Source organism: Bacillus sp. Bwzl_19, from assembly GCF_054900515.1.
In genome coordinates this window covers 3,260,789-3,277,577 of record NZ_CM142729.1, presented here as the reverse complement: position 1 = coordinate 3,277,577, position 16,789 = coordinate 3,260,789, and the positions used below count along the sequence as shown (strand labels likewise).

16 protein-coding genes and 1 pseudogene are annotated in these 16,789 nt (G+C 47.7%); 11 read left to right on the top strand and 6 right to left on the bottom strand.

Translation table 11 applies throughout. The features are described 5' to 3' along the window. Positions 1-88 precede the first annotated feature (88 nt). On the top strand, positions 89-1,543 hold the full coding sequence (locus tag ACW5MY_RS17385; RefSeq protein WP_289393977.1) for an NCS1 family nucleobase:cation symporter-1: 1,455 nt from the start codon (positions 89-91) through the stop codon (positions 1,541-1,543). A gap of 36 nt (positions 1,544-1,579) precedes the next feature. On the opposite strand, the gene ACW5MY_RS17380 is transcribed toward ACW5MY_RS17385, so the two are convergent. Next, on the bottom strand, positions 1,580-2,776 hold the full coding sequence (locus ACW5MY_RS17380) for an MFS transporter (RefSeq protein WP_462061634.1): 1,197 nt from the start codon (positions 2,774-2,776) through the stop codon (positions 1,580-1,582). Between the two features lie 21 nt (positions 2,777-2,797). Further along, positions 2,798-3,214, bottom strand: a complete 417-nt coding sequence (locus ACW5MY_RS17375; RefSeq protein ID WP_013353877.1) for a MarR family winged helix-turn-helix transcriptional regulator — start codon at positions 3,212-3,214, stop codon at positions 2,798-2,800. A gap of 333 nt (positions 3,215-3,547) precedes the next feature. Between ACW5MY_RS17375 and spoIIID the strand changes: the two genes are divergently transcribed. The 4 genes and pseudogenes from spoIIID (at position 3,548) to ACW5MY_RS17355 (ending at position 6,804) form a co-directional block, all read left to right on the top strand. Then, a complete protein-coding gene (gene spoIIID / locus ACW5MY_RS17370) occupies positions 3,548-3,829 on the top strand; it encodes a sporulation transcriptional regulator SpoIIID (protein ID WP_003151236.1) in 282 nt (93 codons plus the stop codon). 179 nt (positions 3,830-4,008) lie between these two features. Continuing rightward, positions 4,009-5,010, top strand: a complete 1,002-nt coding sequence (mbl, locus tag ACW5MY_RS17365) for a cell shape-determining protein Mbl (RefSeq protein ID WP_003151237.1) — start codon at positions 4,009-4,011, stop codon at positions 5,008-5,010. Between the two features lie 150 nt (positions 5,011-5,160). Then, a complete protein-coding gene (locus tag ACW5MY_RS17360; RefSeq protein WP_013353876.1) occupies positions 5,161-5,958 on the top strand; it encodes a flagellar hook-basal body protein in 798 nt (265 codons plus the stop codon). Between the two features lie 24 nt (positions 5,959-5,982). Continuing rightward, positions 5,983-6,804: pseudogene (locus tag ACW5MY_RS17355) on the top strand (flagellar hook-basal body protein). Positions 6,805-6,821: 17 nt separating this feature from the next. On the opposite strand, the gene ACW5MY_RS17350 reads toward ACW5MY_RS17355, so the two are convergent. Then, the gene (locus ACW5MY_RS17350; RefSeq protein WP_289393975.1) at positions 6,822-7,886 is read right to left on the bottom strand and encodes a tetratricopeptide repeat protein; all 1,065 of its coding nucleotides are present in this window, start codon (positions 7,884-7,886) and stop codon (positions 6,822-6,824) included. A gap of 194 nt (positions 7,887-8,080) precedes the next feature. On the opposite strand from ACW5MY_RS17350, the gene fabZ reads away from it, so the two are divergent. Together fabZ and mscL are read left to right on the top strand one after the other, a co-directional pair. Beyond that, on the top strand, positions 8,081-8,506 hold the full coding sequence (gene fabZ, locus ACW5MY_RS17345) for a 3-hydroxyacyl-ACP dehydratase FabZ (RefSeq protein WP_003151242.1): 426 nt from the start codon (positions 8,081-8,083) through the stop codon (positions 8,504-8,506). Between the two features lie 55 nt (positions 8,507-8,561). Further along, the gene (mscL, locus tag ACW5MY_RS17340; RefSeq protein WP_013353873.1) at positions 8,562-8,957 is read left to right on the top strand and encodes a large conductance mechanosensitive channel protein MscL; all 396 of its coding nucleotides are present in this window, start codon (positions 8,562-8,564) and stop codon (positions 8,955-8,957) included. A 45-nt stretch (positions 8,958-9,002) separates the two neighbouring features. On the opposite strand, the gene ACW5MY_RS17335 is transcribed toward mscL, so the two are convergent. Then, positions 9,003-9,413, bottom strand: a complete 411-nt coding sequence (locus ACW5MY_RS17335) for a YwpF-like family protein (RefSeq protein WP_013353872.1) — start codon at positions 9,411-9,413, stop codon at positions 9,003-9,005. Positions 9,414-9,584: 171 nt separating this feature from the next. Here ACW5MY_RS17335 and ACW5MY_RS17330 point away from each other — a divergent pair, with 171 nt between their 5' ends. From ACW5MY_RS17330 to ACW5MY_RS17315, 4 genes are all read left to right on the top strand, one after another. Then, positions 9,585-9,935, top strand: coding sequence for a hypothetical protein (locus ACW5MY_RS17330; RefSeq protein WP_013353871.1), 351 nt, complete (start codon positions 9,585-9,587; stop codon positions 9,933-9,935). 96 nt (positions 9,936-10,031) lie between these two features. Then, positions 10,032-10,373 carry a single-stranded DNA-binding protein gene (gene ssb, locus ACW5MY_RS17325; RefSeq protein WP_013353870.1) on the top strand — a complete coding sequence of 114 codons (342 nt, stop codon included), beginning with the start codon at positions 10,032-10,034 and terminating at the stop codon, positions 10,371-10,373. Positions 10,374-10,581: 208 nt separating this feature from the next. Beyond that, the gene (locus ACW5MY_RS17320) at positions 10,582-11,364 is read left to right on the top strand and encodes a DeoR/GlpR family DNA-binding transcription regulator (protein WP_013353869.1); all 783 of its coding nucleotides are present in this window, start codon (positions 10,582-10,584) and stop codon (positions 11,362-11,364) included. Continuing rightward, positions 11,361-12,218 (top strand): Cof-type HAD-IIB family hydrolase, encoded by an 858-nt coding sequence (locus ACW5MY_RS17315; protein WP_013353868.1) that lies wholly within the window; start codon positions 11,361-11,363, stop codon positions 12,216-12,218. Before ACW5MY_RS17320 ends, ACW5MY_RS17315 begins: the two co-directional genes overlap by 4 nt. 112 nt (positions 12,219-12,330) lie before the next feature. Here ACW5MY_RS17315 and ACW5MY_RS17310 read toward each other — a convergent pair whose 3' ends face one another. Together ACW5MY_RS17310 and ACW5MY_RS17305 are read right to left on the bottom strand one after the other, a co-directional pair. After that, positions 12,331-15,105 carry a DEAD/DEAH box helicase gene (locus tag ACW5MY_RS17310; protein WP_013353867.1) on the bottom strand — a complete coding sequence of 925 codons (2,775 nt, stop codon included), beginning with the start codon at positions 15,103-15,105 and terminating at the stop codon, positions 12,331-12,333. After that, positions 15,092-16,702 carry an SWIM zinc finger family protein gene (locus ACW5MY_RS17305; protein ID WP_013353866.1) on the bottom strand — a complete coding sequence of 537 codons (1,611 nt, stop codon included), beginning with the start codon at positions 16,700-16,702 and terminating at the stop codon, positions 15,092-15,094. The genes ACW5MY_RS17310 and ACW5MY_RS17305 overlap by 14 nt, the downstream gene beginning before the upstream one ends. Positions 16,703-16,789 lie beyond the last annotated feature (87 nt).

The following is a 16,789-nucleotide window of genomic DNA, read 5'->3' as shown; positions in this document are numbered from 1 at the left end:
GTCGACAGCGCCCAATGTTATTTACGGAATTTTCAGTTATATTTTTTAACATAAAATGTGAGAAATCCGTACACTCGGGAGGGAGAAGATGAAAAAAACAATGAACAATCGGCTCAGCAACAAAGATCTACTGCCTGTGGAGGAAGGAGACCGGACATGGAAAGCGGTGAATTTTGCATCCATCTGGATGGGCTGTATTCATAACATCCCGACCTATGCGACTGTGGGCGGACTCATTGCGATCGGCCTTTCACCGTGGCAGGTGCTCGCCATTATCGTGACAGCGTCACTCATTTTGTTTGCCGCTATGGCTTTAAACGGCCATGCCGGTACGAAATACGGCCTTCCGTTTCCGGTCATTATCAGAGCTTCGTACGGGATATACGGCGCTAACATTCCGGCGCTTCTCAGGGCGTTTACGGCCATCATGTGGCTCGGAATTCAAACATTTGCCGGGAGCACGGCTTTACATATCCTGCTTCTGAATATATGGCCGGGCTGGGGGAGTCTCGGCGGAGATTGGAATTTGTTCGGGCTTCATCTGCCGGGCTTTCTGTCGTTCATTTTCTTTTGGGGCATTCACTTGCTTGTGCTGCGGCACGGCATGGAATCGATCAAAAAATTTGAAGTGTGGGCGGGCCCGCTTGTTTATCTCGTATTCGGCGGAATGGTCTGGTGGGCGATAGATATTGCCGGCGGGCTTGGCCCGATTTACTCCCAGCCGGGAAAGTTCCATACCTTTTCTGAAACGTTTTGGCCGTTTGCAGCCGGAGTGACGGGCATTATCGGAATATGGGCGACGCTGATTCTGAATATCCCTGACTTCACCCGATTCGCCGCGTCGCAAAAAGAACAGATTCGCGGCCAGTTTTACGGGCTGCCGGGAACGTTTGCGCTGTTTGCGTTTGCGAGCATTACGGTGACTTCCGGATCACAGGTGGCGTTCGGAGAACCGATTTGGGATGTGGTGGAGATTTTGGCCCGGTTTGATAATCCTTTCGTTATCGCTCTTTCAGTCATCACGCTCTGCATCGCCGCCGTTTCGGTTAACGTGGCGGCAAACATCGTGTCACCGGCTTATGACTTGGCGAATGCCCTGCCGAAATATATTACGTTCAAGAGAGGAGGGTACTTGACCGCCGTTTTGGCCCTGTTCACAATTCCGTGGAAGCTGATGGAAAGCGCCACAAATGTATATGCGTTTCTCGGACTCATCGGCGGGATGCTCGGACCGGTGGCCGGAGTGATGATGGCCGATTATTTTATTATCAGAAGAAGACAGCTTTCCGTTGATGACCTTTATTCGGAAAACGGACAGTACACCTATTACAAAGGCTATAATTACCGTGCATTTGCCGCGACCTTTCTCGGCGCATTTATTTCCTTAATCGGGATGTACGTCCCGGCGCTGGCCGGCATCTATGATATCTCCTGGTTTGCGGGTGTGCTTGTGTCATGTCTCGGATATACGACGCTTATGTACATTCATCCTCCTTATGCAAAATCAGCGGGGCGCATAGTGCGGGAAAGAGCGGCAGAATAAAAAAAGCCGGGGGCTGCACCCCGGCTTTTTGTCATATCAGTCTGCGATTGAAACATTTCCGTCCGCTTCAAGCGGCGTTCTTTTTTTCTGGCTCCAGCCATACAGAAGCAGGGCAATCAGGACGAACAGCCCCGCTGCCAGATAAATCGTATGGAATCCGGCGGAAGCGACAAAGAGGCCGAATACATAGGACCCGCCGGCAATCCCGCTGTCAAAGAATGTGAAGAAGGTAGCCGTTGCGAAGCCTGAACGGTGGCCGGGCGAGTTCTGAATCGCCAGCGTCTGCATACACGGTACGATAGAGCCGTAGCCAAGACCGATTACGGCGCCGGACAAGAGAAGCATGAGGGCGCTGTTTGTCATCGCCAGCATGCAAAGCCCCGCGGAGAACACGATAATCGACGGATAGATGACGATTCCAGGTCCCACTCTGTCAAACAGCTTTCCGGTGAAAGGACGGGCAGCCATCATCGTCACTGCGAAACAGACGAAGAAATAGCCGCTGACATCCAACAGATGGATCGTCTTTGCGTAAACGGATAAATATGACGTCACACTTGAATAACAGAAAGAAATGGACAACCCGACAATCGCGATTTTTAGCGCGCCTTTTTCAAACATATCGGAGAAAGGAAAACGGAAGACAGTCGTTCCGCTGTTGTTTTGATCCGGCACACGAATCATGAAAGCGATTAACAGGCCTAAAGAAACAAAAACGGCAAAAATCGTAAAGAAAACCGGGAATGAAATGACCTTCACAAGGCTCAGCCCGAGAAACGGACCGATCGCCATGGCAAGGTTCATAGACATTGCGAAATAACCGAGTCCCTCGCCGCGCCGCTTAACAGGTATAATGTCAGCGGCAATTGCGCCCGTGACCGTCGTTAAAATGCTGAACCAGATGCCCTGGAAGAAACGCAGTCCGAGCAGCAGATAAAAATTGTGTATCGGCAAATACAGATAAGAAGACAGGGCGAACAGCGCCAGAGAAATAATCGTCATTCTTTTTTTACCGAACCGTTCGATAATCGCCCCTGAAAATGGACGGGTAATAATAGCGGATAACAGGAACAGGCTGATCAAAAGCCCTCCTTGCGACTCACTGCCGCCAAGCTCCTGAATCATATAAATAGGCAGCACGGCCAAAAATGTATAAAAGAACACAAAGACAAATAAATTCACGAGTACGACCATTATAAAATCTTTGGTCCAGATCGAGTCAGATTTACTCAAAAGTACAGCACTTCCCTTTCTTTATGATTTCGTTAAAAACACATTCAGAAACTCAGAAAAAGCTTCTTTATCTCCATCTTGGAAATCCGCAAGCATGTCTTCCTCGAACTTCAGCATCTCTTGATTGATGCTGTCGTATTTCAATTCAGCTTCCTTCGTCAGGACGACGAGCTTTTCCCGCTTGTCTTCTCCCTGTTCCCGCTGAATCCAGCCGTTTTCTTCAAGGCGTTTGATCGTTCTGGTAACGGTCGGCGCCTCCACGTTCAAATAGGACCAGATTTCTTTTTGGGTCATCGGTCCGATCGTTTTTAAGCAATATAGGATTGACCATTGAGAGGAGTAAAGGCCGAATGGCTCCAGCCGTTCATTGGCTTTCTTCGTAATCAGGCGGGCGCATTGATTGATTTGATGAATGAGGCGTCTGTTGACGTGGATCATTTCCGTTCTCCTTTTCAAAAAAACTTACCTAAGTAACTAATCGCGCTTTTTTATTCTACAGCAGGATCGCGCGGATGTAAAGCCCACGTTCAAAAAGCAGAAAATTGTGATCCCGCCCCTTGTCCTTATTGAGTTTTTAGCATATTCCCAATTCATTGCTAATACACTGTTACAAACCTAACAAAGAGAGTGTTTGAGGTGAGGGATCGTGGGCATATTTCAAAAACCTTCTTATATAATCGGACAACGAAGAAGCGGCATCATCAGTGAATCTGTTACAGAATACGGATCTCATTTCACACTTCTCACATCCAACTGGGGAGGTCGAGTGGTGTGCACGATTACATCAAAGAGCGAACAATCAAGATTGGTAAGTATATCGTGGAGACGAAAAAAACCGTTCGTGTCATTGCGAAAGAGTTTGGTGTTTCCAAAAGTACCGTACACAAAGATCTGACAGAGCGCCTGCCTGAAATCAATCCTGACTTGGCGAATGAAGTAAAAGAAATACTCGATTATCATAAATCCATCAGGCACTTAAGAGGGGGAGAGGCGACGAAGTTAAAGTACAAAAAGGATGAAATTCTTGAAGGGGAGCCCGTTCAGCAGCCGTAGCGTCTGACGTCTGCCGGCCCCTTTTTTCTCCTCCGGGACGTTTCGCGAATATCCGCAAAATTTTGTCAAGAACTTATATGGTTCAGCAGCTTTTTTTTGATAAATTATGATAATATATATAATTAGGGCACAATGTGGATATTTTACTGTGAAACAGATATCAAGGAGGATATAAATAGATGTTTGCAAGGGATATTGGAATTGACCTCGGTACTGCAAATGTACTGATCCATGTAAAAGGAAAAGGAATTGTTCTGAATGAGCCTTCCGTTGTGGCGCTTGATAAAAACAGCGGCAAAGTGCTGGCGGTCGGCGAAGAAGCCAGACGAATGGTTGGACGTACACCTGGGAATATTGTTGCGATCCGTCCGCTGAAAGACGGCGTAATCGCAGACTTCGAAGTAACAGAAGCCATGCTGAAACACTTCATTAATAAGCTGAATGTAAAAGGACTTTTCTCAAAACCGCGCATGCTGATCTGCTGCCCGACGAATATTACGTCCGTTGAGCAAAAAGCGATTAAAGAAGCTGCTGAAAAAAGCGGCGGAAAGCATGTGTACCTTGAAGAAGAACCGAAAGTTGCCGCTATCGGCGCGGGTATGGAAATCTTCCAGCCAAGCGGTAACATGGTTGTTGACATCGGAGGCGGTACGACAGATATCGCAGTTATTTCTATGGGCGATATCGTCACCTCCTCCTCTATTAAGATGGCTGGGGACAAGTTTGACATGGAAATCTTAAATTATATCAAACGTGAGTACAAACTGCTGATCGGTGAACGTACCGCTGAAGATATTAAGGTGAAGGTCGCAACGGTTTTCCCAGACGCACGTCATGAAGAAATCACCATTCGCGGCCGTGACATGGTTTCCGGTCTGCCGAGAACAATTACAGTAAACAGCAAAGAAGTGGAAGAAGCCCTTCGTGAATCAGTTGCTGTCATTGTGCAGGCTGCTAAGCAGGTTCTCGAAAGAACACCGCCTGAATTGTCCGCTGACATCATCGACCGCGGCGTTATTATTACCGGCGGCGGAGCGCTGTTAAACGGACTTGACCAGCTTCTCGCTGAAGAGCTGAGGGTTCCTGTTCTTGTCGCTGAGAATCCGATGGATTGTGTTGCGGTCGGAACGGGCGTCATGCTTGATAACATGGACAAGCTTCCAAAACGCAAACTGAGCTGATCATAAAACCTCATTCTGAAAAAGAATGGGGTTTTTTTCTGTCAAACCCTTCACGAACGGGAAGGAAAATCCGATAATAAGAAAAAATGCTGATTTTCATTATAGAACAAATGTTCCGGTAAGGCAACCGGAAATAATGAGGTGGAAGACTTGTTAAAAGGATTATATACCGCAACGTCCGCAATGATTACACAGCAGAGAAGAACGGAAATGCTGTCAAATAATATCGCAAACGCGAACACATCGGGGTACAAAGAGGATCAAGGCTCGATCCGCGCTTTCCCTGAGATGCTCTTGAGCCGAATCGAAGGCGACAAAAAAACGAAAATCGGTTCCGTCAACACAGGCGTGTACATGCAGGAGCTGAAACCATTGTTCACGCAGGGAAGCCTGAAAACGACCGATCAGCCGACGGATATCGCGCTTATGGAAAATCAGGTTCCCAAGAATGCTGAAACGAACGAAAACGCCGAGCTGTTTTATCCCGTTCAGACCGCGGGAGGCGTGCGCTATTCAAAAAGCAGCACTTTCTCATTAAATCAAAACAATCAGCTTACGATAAACGGAAATCTTGTTTTATCAACAAACGGACAGCCGATTACCGTCGACAATGAAAAATTCACCGTATCAGAAAACGGAACGGTCACATCAAACGGCCGGCAGGCGGGGCGGATTGACATCAGAATGGAAGAAGACGTGCGCAATCTGAAACGGGACGGCAACGATTTATACAGCACGGCCGACGGCTCTGAACTGCCGAGTGCGGCGGCGAATCCCCAAGTTTCGTATTCATTAAAGCAAGGCGTCTCGGAGCTTTCAAACGTGGACGTGACGAGCACGTATACAGAAATGACGGAAGCATACAGATCATTTGAAGCCAATCAGAAAGTCATTCAGGCTTACGATAAAAGCATGGATAAAGCCGCAAATGAAATCGGCAAAGTGTAACAAAATGGGGGACGTTCAATTATGATGCTCAGATCAATGCTGGCGGCTTCAACAGCCTTAAATCAGCTTCAGCAGCAGATGGATACAGTCAGCAGCAACCTTTCAAACAGTGATACGACAGGCTATAAAGCGAGGGACTCCCGCTTTTCCGAGCTGATCAGGCAGCAGTATGATCAAATAGATGATAAAAAGGAAAATTCGCCGAACATGCGGAAAACACCGCCCGGCCTGCGTCTCGGCGCCGGAGCGATGATGACGCCGCAGCTGGATTCAGGGCAGGGAAGCATCAAAAAAACCGACCGTGACCTTGATATCGCGTTCACATCACCTTATCAATACCTCCAGGCAGAAGCGGGCGGACGGCGGGTGTATACAAGGGACGGCTCACTCACCCTCAAGCCGGCCGGCGGAAATGATCGGCTGCTTCAGCTCATGACAGCGGGAGGCAATCCCATTCTCGATGAGAACGGTCAGCCCATACAGATTGACAGTTCGCTGACTAAGCTGAAAATCAGCAAAACCGGAACTCTGACAGCTTCAGACCAGACAGGAACCCGTTCGCAGACTTTTAATCTCGGCATCGTTAATGTCAATAACCCTCAGGAGCTCCATGCGGAGGGGGATAATCTGTTTTCCGTAAACGGCACCGGGGCTTCAGCCATTGAATAGCTTACCGGCGCAAAACGGCAGGAAATCGGCATGGAGCAGGGCGCGCTTGAAAATTCAAATGTCGATATGTCAAAGGAAATGACCGACTTAATCGTGTCTCAGCGTTCCTACCAGCTGAACAGCCGCACGATTACATTGGGAGACCAAATGCTGGGCTTAATCAACTCAGTCAGATAAAAGAAGGGGCGTTTTGATCAGCCGCGCATGATAAAAAATGCGGCTTTCTCAAAATCGCCCTTTTTTTTGTAGTAATCAGTAATATCCTGAAGCAGCACTTCTAAATCCACCCACGCTTCAATTTTTTGCAGCTCCAGCACAAGCTTCTGCAGCCGGTCGTACGGATCCTCCTGAGAGGTGTACAGTATGTTGAGCGCGGTCAGCTTCAGCTTCATGATGTTGTTCTGCACTTTGTCAGCTATGTATAATCCTTTCTGAAGCACGGTTTGTCCTTCTGCGGCAGACCCGGTTTTAAAAAGTGACCTGACCGCTTCGTATACACAATGAAGATAGGAAACGGGAGACTCCTTCTCGAAAAGCTGATTGCTTAATACCTTTTTGTAAAAAGGGAGCGCCTCTTGATCTTTTTTCTGGGCGGTCTTTAAAAATCCAAAATTATAATAGGCGTGGCACAGCAGGTTATTGTCATTGATCCGATCCGTTATTTTTATGGATTCATTGAAGAGCTGTTCCGCGTCTTCATACCGTGCCTCGTCTATGTAGTTCACGGCGAGAAGCAGCTGGCAGCTGAGCACTTTTTTGATGTAGCCGAATTCATTTTGATAGATCTCCAGCGCTTTATTGACATATTGAATGGAAAGCGGAGACGACTTCATCATGTAATAAGCGCCCGCTGTTTTATAATAAAATTCAGCGGCTTCAAAACGGTCCTCGATGGCCGGCAGATACTGTTCAGCTTCTTTAAAGCGGCAGACCGCACGGTTCGGAGTGCCATTCACCATATGGAATAACCCTTTGAAAAAATAGAAATAATAAGTTAATTCATGATCCATCTCATCTTTGCGCCGCTTCAGCTCGCAGAACAGTTTATTCAGACCGTCTTTTTTCTCAAACAGCAGCTGGAACCGCGCGAAAAACAGCTGATATCTGAGTTTGAGCTTTGCATTCCTTTGTAATTTGGGGAGATGCTGATTGATTTGTTCGTGAAGGGAACGGGCTAGATCGAATTGGCGTTTTCCCATGGCGTCATACCACTCATTCAGCATCACCAGCGTGCGTTTTTCAGTAAACTTAGCAATCATCTTCCAACCTCTTTGCATAGGGTAAAAATCTTTATTTATCATAACACATTAATGGACGAGGCTCATTGCCAGCTGGTTACAGTTTACAGCGCAGTTGAAAAAGAAATTGATTCATAATATACTTCCAAATGTACAGATTGGTTACCGCATATACCTTCTATACATACTATTGTCGATGAAGGAGATGTCAAGGAATGCTTGATACTCAGCAAATTAAAGAAATTATTCCCCATCGCTATCCGTTTCTTCTGGTAGACAGAATTACGGAAGTCGAAGAAGGAAAACGGGCGGCGGGATATAAAAATGTTACGGCTAATGAAGACTTTTTTAACGGACATTTTCCTGAATACCCTGTGATGCCGGGCGTATTAATCGTGGAGGCTTTGGCGCAGGTCGGAGCGGTTGCGATGCTGATTAAAGAAGAAAACCGGGGCAGACTCGCATTTTTTGCGGGGATTGATAACTGCCGTTTCAAAAAGCAGGTAAAACCGGGTGACAAGCTGGAGCTTGAGGTTGATATTACCCGCGCACGCGGTACGATCGGACGCGGAAAAGGCGTTGCCAAAGTTGACGGCGAGCTCGTGTGTGAAGCTGAATTAACCTTTGCGCTCGGAGAATAAAAAAACAAATGGGCTTATTAAAAAAGCCCATTTTGTATAGAAAGGGGTGAATGTAATGTGGTCTGAATTTAAAAGCTTTGCGATGCGGGGCAATATCATGGATCTGGCAATCGGGGTTGTCATCGGCGGCGCTTTCGGGAAAATCGTGACGTCGCTCGTTGAAGATATCATCATGCCGCTTGTCGGTCTGCTTCTGGGCGGTCTTGATTTTTCTGGACTGGCCGTGACATTCGGCGACGCCCATATCAAGTACGGAAGCTTCATTCAAACCATTGTGAACTTCTTTATTATTTCATTTTCTATTTTTATCGTGATCCGCACAATAGGAAAGCTGAGACGTAAAAAAGAAGCAGAGGAAGAGGCGGAAGAAGCCGAAGAAACAGATCAGCAGACAGAGCTGCTGACTGAAATCAGAGATCTGCTGAAACAGCGGGCTCAATACAATGACTAGGATAGAAAAAAAGGCTGGATGATTAATGTCCGGCCTTTTTCATGATTACAATTTTTGTTTGAACGCTTCAATCAGCCGGCTGCCCGAGTAGCCTTCTTTCACGAGTGACTCAAGAATGCTTTCTGATCCGGGGTGATTTCTTGACACCATCTGACCGTAAATTAAAACTTGAATACTCTTTTCCAGCTCGACGATATTTTTGATGCTTCCCGACAGCTGGGCGGGACGGTTGCTTTTTTTCGTAATCGTTACAAACACCTTCGCTTCTTTCTGGCTTTTCATCAGCATGTCAAAAAAAGAAAAGTGCTCGGCCGGGACCAGAGCTTCAATTAACCAATGATTTTCACCGTCTTCTTTATTGATAATCAATCCGTCTAAAAGGGGAAACTGTTCAATCGGCTGATCGTCTTTATCTAAACGTTCCACATTCAGATCAACCAGTTTAAATGTTTTCATCTCTATTTTCACCCCTGTTGTCCATGTTTTTCGTTCATTTATTATAACACATCTTACTTTTTTCGGGAAAAAGCTGTAAGACATGCTTCATCATCTTTGTAGGCGGCCGACATTTAATCATTTCTATTTTTTCATTATAATGTAAAAGAATATGGTCATGGAGAGATGCTTATGAATCAATTGCGCCTGAAGGAAATCTATATAGAAGACGGCACAAGGCGGGAAGATCATTCCTACTTAGTATCCAAAAAGGAAGATTGTGAGGTGCATCTTAACAGAAGCGGGAATGTCGTTTTTTTATATGAAACAAAAGACCGCATGGAACAGTATAAAATTCAGCTTTCACTGTCTGATAAAAAGCTGAGTTTTTACTGGTTCGCATGGGATGGCGGAAAGTTTGTCCGCATGTTTGAGAAAGACTGGCTCAAAACGAAACTTTTCTCGCGGCTGCTCAAAAATACATATTACATAAGCGGTCAAAAGAAAAAGTTTTTTTTATCAGAAAGAAAAACGAAAACATAAGAGCGGCATAAACGGATAACGGTTTTTCCCGCTTTTTGCTTCCAGGGGCCCTTGTACTACAATGAAGCCAGCCGCGAAAAGAGAGGAGGACACGGCTTGTTTAACCACGTTATGCTTGTCGGACGGCTGACGAAAGATCCGGAGCTCCGTTTTACATCAGCGGGCATTCCCGTCGCTCATATTACCTTGGCGGTGAGCCGCAATTTTAAAAGCGCGTCGGGCGAAACCGGTGCTGACTTCGTCAACTGCACCATCTGGAGAAAAAACGCTGAAAACACGGCGCTGTACTGCCAAAAAGGGTCAATGGTCGGTGTGAGCGGCAGAATCCAGACGAGAAGCTATGAAAAGACAGACGGCGTAAAAGTCTATGTGACCGAGGTCATGGCTGATACCGTTCGGTTTATGGATCAAAAACGGAAAGAGCCGCTGGCTGAATAGCATGCTTTTTTCCTCTATCTCCCGCCTTTTTGCGGGCCCCGCAATACCCCCTCCCCATCCGCCAGTCGAAAGACTGGTTTTTTTGTACGGGAACTAAAAAATGGTTAAAAAGAAGTGATTTCACTTATAAACACTTAAAAACATTGAATATATCGAAATGAAAACTTATAATTACTTACAGATAAGTGACGAAAAAAGGAATGAGGACGTGTATCAAGAAGAAAGACTGATTGCGATAATGGAATATTTGAAACAGCATCGGCGGATCACCGCGGAACAGATCTGTTCGCTGCTTCATATTTCAAGAGACACCGCAAGACGGGACCTTGTAAAGCTGAAAGAGCGCGGGGCGATTATCAGAACACGGGGCGGCGCGATTCTGCCGTCTGTGCATCAGGAAGTGCCGGGCTATTCGGGCCGGCTGCTAACCGTTTCTGAAGAGAAAAACAAAATCGGCAAGCTGGCAGCCTCCCTGATCCATAAAGGAGACCGGATCATTCTGGATACCTCCACAACCGTTCAGGCCTGCGCCGAACATTTAAATGTCACCGACTGCACTGTTATTACAAATTCGATCAATCAGGCCGATATCCTTTCTGCAAAAGAGGGAATTGATATTCATCTGCTCGGCGGAAAGCTCCAAAAGGAACATCGGTTTTTATACGGTGCTTCTGTCGTAGAAAAACTGGGGGATTATCACGCCGACAAGGTGCTGATCGGCGTTGTCGGCATCTCGGAAAACGGTCTGACGATACCGCATGAAGAGGACGGCATGGTGAAACGTAAAATGATCCGCCAGGCGGAACAGGTGATTGCCCTGAGCGATCATTCCAAGCTTGGCCGTACGAGTTTTTATCAATATGCAGAACTGCACGAGATTGATCTGCTTATTACCGATCGGCTGCCCGATCAGGATTTTTGCGACCTGCTCGACCGGCACGGCGTGGAATTGCTTGTAACTGAATCTGAAGAAGAGGATGAGGACATGTGAAACTGATTGCCATAGATCTGGACGGCACACTGCTGAACAGCAGTCATCAAGTGAGCGATGAAAACGAGCGGGCTTTAAGGGAAGCCCGGCAAGCCGGAATTGAAATTGTGGTCTCTACGGGACGCGCGCATTTTGACGTGCACTCCATATTCGAACCGCTCGGCATAAAAACCTGGGTCATCAGCGCAAACGGAGCCGCTATTCACGCTCCTGACGGCAGCCTGTACCATTGTGATGCGATTGAAGAAACAAGAGCGCGGGGCATTTTGTCTTGGCTTGAAGAGAATCAATATTACTATGAGGTGTTTACAAACAAAGCCATCTATACGCCTGAAACGGGCAGGCAGCTGCTCGAAATCGAAATGGACCGGGTGAAAAGCGCCAATCCGGATACCGATCTTTCTATTTTGGAGCAGGCGGCTTCAGTTCAATTCAGCCAGTCCGGTTTTGCTTACATTCGATCATACCGTGAGCTCTTTGAGAAAGAAGAGCGCCTGGATTTTTACAATATTCTCGGCTTTTCGTTTGATGAGCGGAAGCTGAAAGCGGGCTGGGAACGATTCAGCGATCAGAAAGATATCACCCTTGTCAGCTCTGCTGATCACAATTTTGAACTGTCGGCGCGAAATGCCTCTAAAGGGCAGGCGCTTAAACGGCTGGCGCAAAAGCTCGGCATTCCGATGGCTGAAACCGCCGCGGTCGGGGACAGCTTAAATGACTGCTCAATGCTTCAGGCGGCCGGAAAAGGCATAGCGATGGGAAATGCGAGAGAAGATATTAAAGAGATCGCAGACGCCGTTACATTGACAAATGATCAAAACGGCGTTGCGCATATGATCAGGAATTTACTGTAAAAGGTTTGGCGATACTGTTCATGACTGGCGTGACGCATTCATGGCAAATGCGGCGTAACAGTAAGGACGACATAAAAGACCGGCTCTTCAAAGAGAGCCGGCCTTTTTACGTTCAATGTGATTGCGCCGATGCGCTGAGGGTGAATAATTCTTCAAGCTCCTCGGATGACAGCTCGGTTATCCAATTCTCACTTTGGATAATCTGGTCGTTCAGCGTTTGTTTCGTTTCGAGCATGGCGTCAATTTTTTCTTCAATCGTTCCCGTCGTAATTAATTTGTGAACGTGGACGAACCGCTCCTGGCCGATTCGGTAGGCGCGGTCGGTCGCCTGGTTTTCCACCGCAGGATTCCACCATCTGTCATAGTGAATGACGTGATTGGCAGCCGTGAGGTTCAGGCCGGTTCCGCCCGCTTTCAGTGACAAAATCAAGGTCGGGTATTCTTTCTTCTGGAACCGCTCCACGAGAGAATCGCGTTCCTGCTTGGACAGGCTTCCGTTTAAAAACTGAACCGGTTCTCCGAATGTTTTTTCCAGAAGGCGTTTCATCATGTTGCCCATCTGAATGTATTGGGTGAATATGAGGCAGCTTTCTCCCTGGCCGCGGATCGCCGCCATTAAGTCAAGCAGCTTTTCCAGTTTGACCGATCTCCCGTTTAACAGCTCTGTCTGTTCTTCCTTTAAATAGAGCGCGGGATGGTCGCATATTTGCTTCAAACGGCCGAGCATGCTCAGAATCAGCGCTTTCCGCTGCATGCCGGTCAGAGAAGCCATATGTTCAAATGTATCTTTGACAAGCTGCTCATAAAGGGATGCCTGTTCGGCTGAGAGCGGGATGAACTCTTTTTCTTCAAGCTTGTCAGGGAGATTAAGCGCCACGTCTTCATCCCGTTTTGTCCGGCGCAGTAAAAACGGCCGGATTAACTGCTGAAGCTGGCTGATTCTTTTTTCGTCCCGGTCTTTTTCGATCGGCAGCACATAGCGTTTATGAAAGCCCGTCAGACTGCCGAGATAGCCCTTGTTCATAAAATCAAAGATCGACCAAAGCTCTGTCAGGCGGTTTTCCATCGGTGTACCGCTCAGCGCGATATGATGCACGCCTTTCAGCTTTCTGATCGCGCGGGACTGTTTCGTATGCGCGTTTTTAATATTTTGCGCTTCATCAAGGCAGATGGTGCTCCATGTCACGGAAGAAAGCTCTTCCTGATCGGCGTGTGAGAGTCCGTAAGAAGTAAGCACGACATCCGCATCCTGATAGGTGGGGACAAATGCTTCTTCCTTCGGCCGGCGGGGGCCGTAATGGAGCACGGCCTTCAGCTGCGGCGCAAAGGTTTGGAGCTCACGCTGCCAGTTGCCGAGCACCGATGTCGGCGCAATGATTAAGGCAGGCGCTTTTTGCCGTCCGCTCTCTTTCACATGGAGAAAATAGGCGATCATCTGAATCGTCTTTCCAAGTCCCATGTCATCTGCGAGACAGGCGCCGAAGCCGTTCTCCCGTAAAAACAGAAGCCAGTTCATGCCGTACATCTGATAAGGGCGGAGCGTGCCTTGAAAAGCGGCGCTGACTTCATGCTCCGGCAGGTCCCGGGCATCCGTAAGTTTGCGGATCAGGCTTCTGAGCTGTTTTGATAATTCGATCTTGATCCCGGCAAATGCCGATGAGTCAATGATGTCCGTGTCCTCGCCGCCATCTTCATTCTGATCCATCAGCTCACGCGCCAATACATCGGACATATGAAGGCCTTCTGATTCCGCTTTTTCCATCAGTTTTTTCATCTGTTTAATAAATTGCGGATCAATTTTCACCCATTGGCCGCGGATGTTGACGAGACGCCTGTTGTTTGCGACAAGCTCATTGAATTCATCCTCTGTCAGCTCAATTCCGTTTGTGGCGAATCTCCAGTTGAAATCAAGCAGGGCGTTCATGCCGACGAAGGACTCGCCCCGCGGTGAGGAAGACACTTTTGCCTTGAGCATCATATTGCTGTCCCGGACAATCTGCCACCATGATGGGAGAAGAATCTCCACGCCCATATCGACAAGGGTCTCACTCGCTTCCGATAAGAAGATCCATGCTTCTTCTTCAGAAATCAGCGTCGTTCCCGAATCAAACGAAAGCCAGGGGACCGTTCTGCGGAAGCGGTCCTGCTCACGCGCGATTTTTCCGCTGTATGCCTGCCACGCTTTTTTCAGCCCCTTCAGTCCGTCAAAAAAGGTAATGGCGCCGGTTTTTTTCTCGCGTAAAAACATTTCGATTTTCCAGTCGTCTCCATCGAAATCAGGCTCGTTTAATCGCAGGCCGACGGTAAACGGCGTCAGATCGTCATGCCAGCCGATTCCTTCGAGAAAATCATCTTCATCCAAAAAGGAGCCTTTAAATGTATGAACGGCAGGCGAACGGGTTTCGATATGCTGCCATTTTTCCCGCAGGTCATCATTGTACTGGATGTAGTCTTGTACTGCGGCCGAGAACCAGTCTGCCGTAAATCCTTCCAGCAAAAATTTGCGGTCTTTGAAGCGCAGGACGCCATTTTGCCAAGCGTCATAATCCGGAAGAAAATCGCCGTCGGCAATAAATTCGTATATCGTCGAAGCCGCTTCAATTAATGGCTCCGTTTCCTTTGTCAGCTGCACGGTGCTGAATGAATTGAACGAGTTTTTTCCGAGCAGCTCGACGGTCATCCACGGGCTGAGCAGAACGGCCGGGGTGCCGATGAAGCTGACGTCTTCAAGAAACGTTCCGTAAAAGGTGGACTCATGCCATTGGAACAAATGAGTCTTCATCTGACTGAGAGTGAGCGGCTGCTCTTTCTCATCATGGCTTGACAGCGTAAATGTCCAATCTTCCATTTGTTCTACATGAATGAAAATTTCCTTAAGACTCGCCATCAATCAACTTTCCTTTCTGCAATTCTTCTTGAAGGGCGCGCAGCCTCTTGTAGCTTGCGCTCAGCTGGCTGATATAACGCTCCCATACCTGCTGTTTTTTTGCCTTTTTATACAGCGTCCGCAGTTTTTTCAAATGCCGTGCAGCCTCTTTATAGGCGCTGCGGTTTTTTTGGTCGATAAAAAAGGCCGCAGCCCGGTGATAGGAGGGGATGAGGGCTTCCGGATCGCTGGCGGCAATTTCTTTCAGGATGTCCTTTTCGATTTCCCAGACGGAAAAACCGACGAGGCTGTGAATCTCCACCCATTCCGCGTACCGCCGTTTTTCGTACAGATACTGGCTGTATTCGGTAAAGGTATAGGGAAGGCAGCCGGAAGCAAACCGTTCAAACAGCTGATCATCGCGTGACTGCCGCGCATAATCTGCCAGCAGCACAAACAGCTCTCCGATAATGTCGCGCATTTCTTTAAACGGCTTATCAAGCTTCGTATAGGTCACGGCAAGAGGTTCGATCTGACCATACCATCTCTTCAGCCGTTTCCAGTCTTTTTTCGCGGTGAGCTCACCGAGCCATTGAAAGGTATACGGCAGCGCTTCAGGAGGGAAGCGGGACATATCTTCAAAGACCGCTGTATCATCTTTTTGCAAAAAGGCCAAATGAAGCCGTCCGAACCGCAATTCCGGCGAAAAACGGCGTCCGCTTTCCTGTGCGAGAATCTCCTGTTCACGCGCGATCCATTTCGGCCGGTTCAAAAGCGCGCTCCACATTTCGCCGAATACCCGGAGGCGTTCGTATTGAAAAAGCTCTTCTTTCAACAGCAGCCTGCGGAGCACCGGGGGCGTCCGGTCCAAAAAGGGATCAAGCGAGAAAGACAACGCGTACGTTTTCAGTCTGTCAATGGAGGAGTAAATCGTATCCATCAGCTGTTCCACATATGGATTGATGCTGTAATAATCTTTTTCGGCATCCAATCTGCCTGACTCAATCAAAGTAAACATGTGAAGCCAGACGGCAAGCGCCGAATGAATCTGGTATAAACTTTTGAGCTCAGGTTTTTTCGGGGCGTGTTTTTTGAGCGCAGACAAATAGCCGTAATAAAGCCCCTGCATCGTCTGGCTTCCGGCCGGCGTCCGCGCTTCCCACAGCGAGAATTCCGAATCAAAAAAAGCGAGCCAGCTTGACAGCGACTCTTCATTCGGCAGCACTTTTTCCTGAAACTGCCGGCGGACAAGCTCCCTGCTTTCCTCAAGCTTTTCTCTTTCAAGCCAATGCTCGGTAAAGGAACCGACCCGGTCAAATTGGGCATATACGTAAAGAAAAACGGCCAGCACGTGGCGGCAGATCGTCTCAGACGGGCATGCGCAGCCGCTTTTCACCATGAAAAATAAGTTCAGCGTGACCCTTACAGGCACAACATCCTGCACATATGCGGAAATCTCTGTCGGGGTTTGAACCTGTATACGATAGACGGAATCCTGCCGATATAAAATGAGTGCCTTCTTCATCAGCTGAACATTGTCTTCATTGTAAGGAAGAAGTTCTTTAAGCTGTTCAGCCGCTGCGAGCACATCTTCTTTAGCAATCATATTCTGAAGCATGATTATCGCTCCTAACGAGTCACAAAATAAAAAGATTCCAATTCCTCTATTATATCGCAACACATGATTCGGAAAAAGTTTTTCCTA

What these genes read in the sequence shown, in the direction of transcription:
- ACW5MY_RS17350 (WP_289393975.1), bottom strand. Translation starts at nt 7,886, where the DNA reads ATGATTGCTAAGTTTACTGAAAAACGCACGCTGGTGATGCTGAATGAG.
- ACW5MY_RS17310 (WP_013353867.1), bottom strand. Translation starts at nt 15,105, where the DNA reads ATGGCGAGTCTTAAGGAAATTTTCATTCATGTAGAACAAATGGAAGAT.
- mbl (WP_003151237.1), top strand. Translation starts at nt 4,009, where the DNA reads ATGTTTGCAAGGGATATTGGAATTGACCTCGGTACTGCAAATGTACTG.
- ACW5MY_RS17330 (WP_013353871.1), top strand. Translation starts at nt 9,585, where the DNA reads ATGAATCAATTGCGCCTGAAGGAAATCTATATAGAAGACGGCACAAGG.
- ACW5MY_RS17385 (WP_289393977.1), top strand. Translation starts at nt 89, where the DNA reads ATGAAAAAAACAATGAACAATCGGCTCAGCAACAAAGATCTACTGCCT.
- ACW5MY_RS17375 (WP_013353877.1), bottom strand. Translation starts at nt 3,214, where the DNA reads ATGATCCACGTCAACAGACGCCTCATTCATCAAATCAATCAATGCGCC.
- fabZ (WP_003151242.1), top strand. Translation starts at nt 8,081, where the DNA reads ATGCTTGATACTCAGCAAATTAAAGAAATTATTCCCCATCGCTATCCG.
- mscL (WP_013353873.1), top strand. Translation starts at nt 8,562, where the DNA reads ATGTGGTCTGAATTTAAAAGCTTTGCGATGCGGGGCAATATCATGGAT.
- ACW5MY_RS17305 (WP_013353866.1), bottom strand. Translation starts at nt 16,702, where the DNA reads ATGCTTCAGAATATGATTGCTAAAGAAGATGTGCTCGCAGCGGCTGAA.
- ACW5MY_RS17335 (WP_013353872.1), bottom strand. Translation starts at nt 9,413, where the DNA reads ATGAAAACATTTAAACTGGTTGATCTGAATGTGGAACGTTTAGATAAA.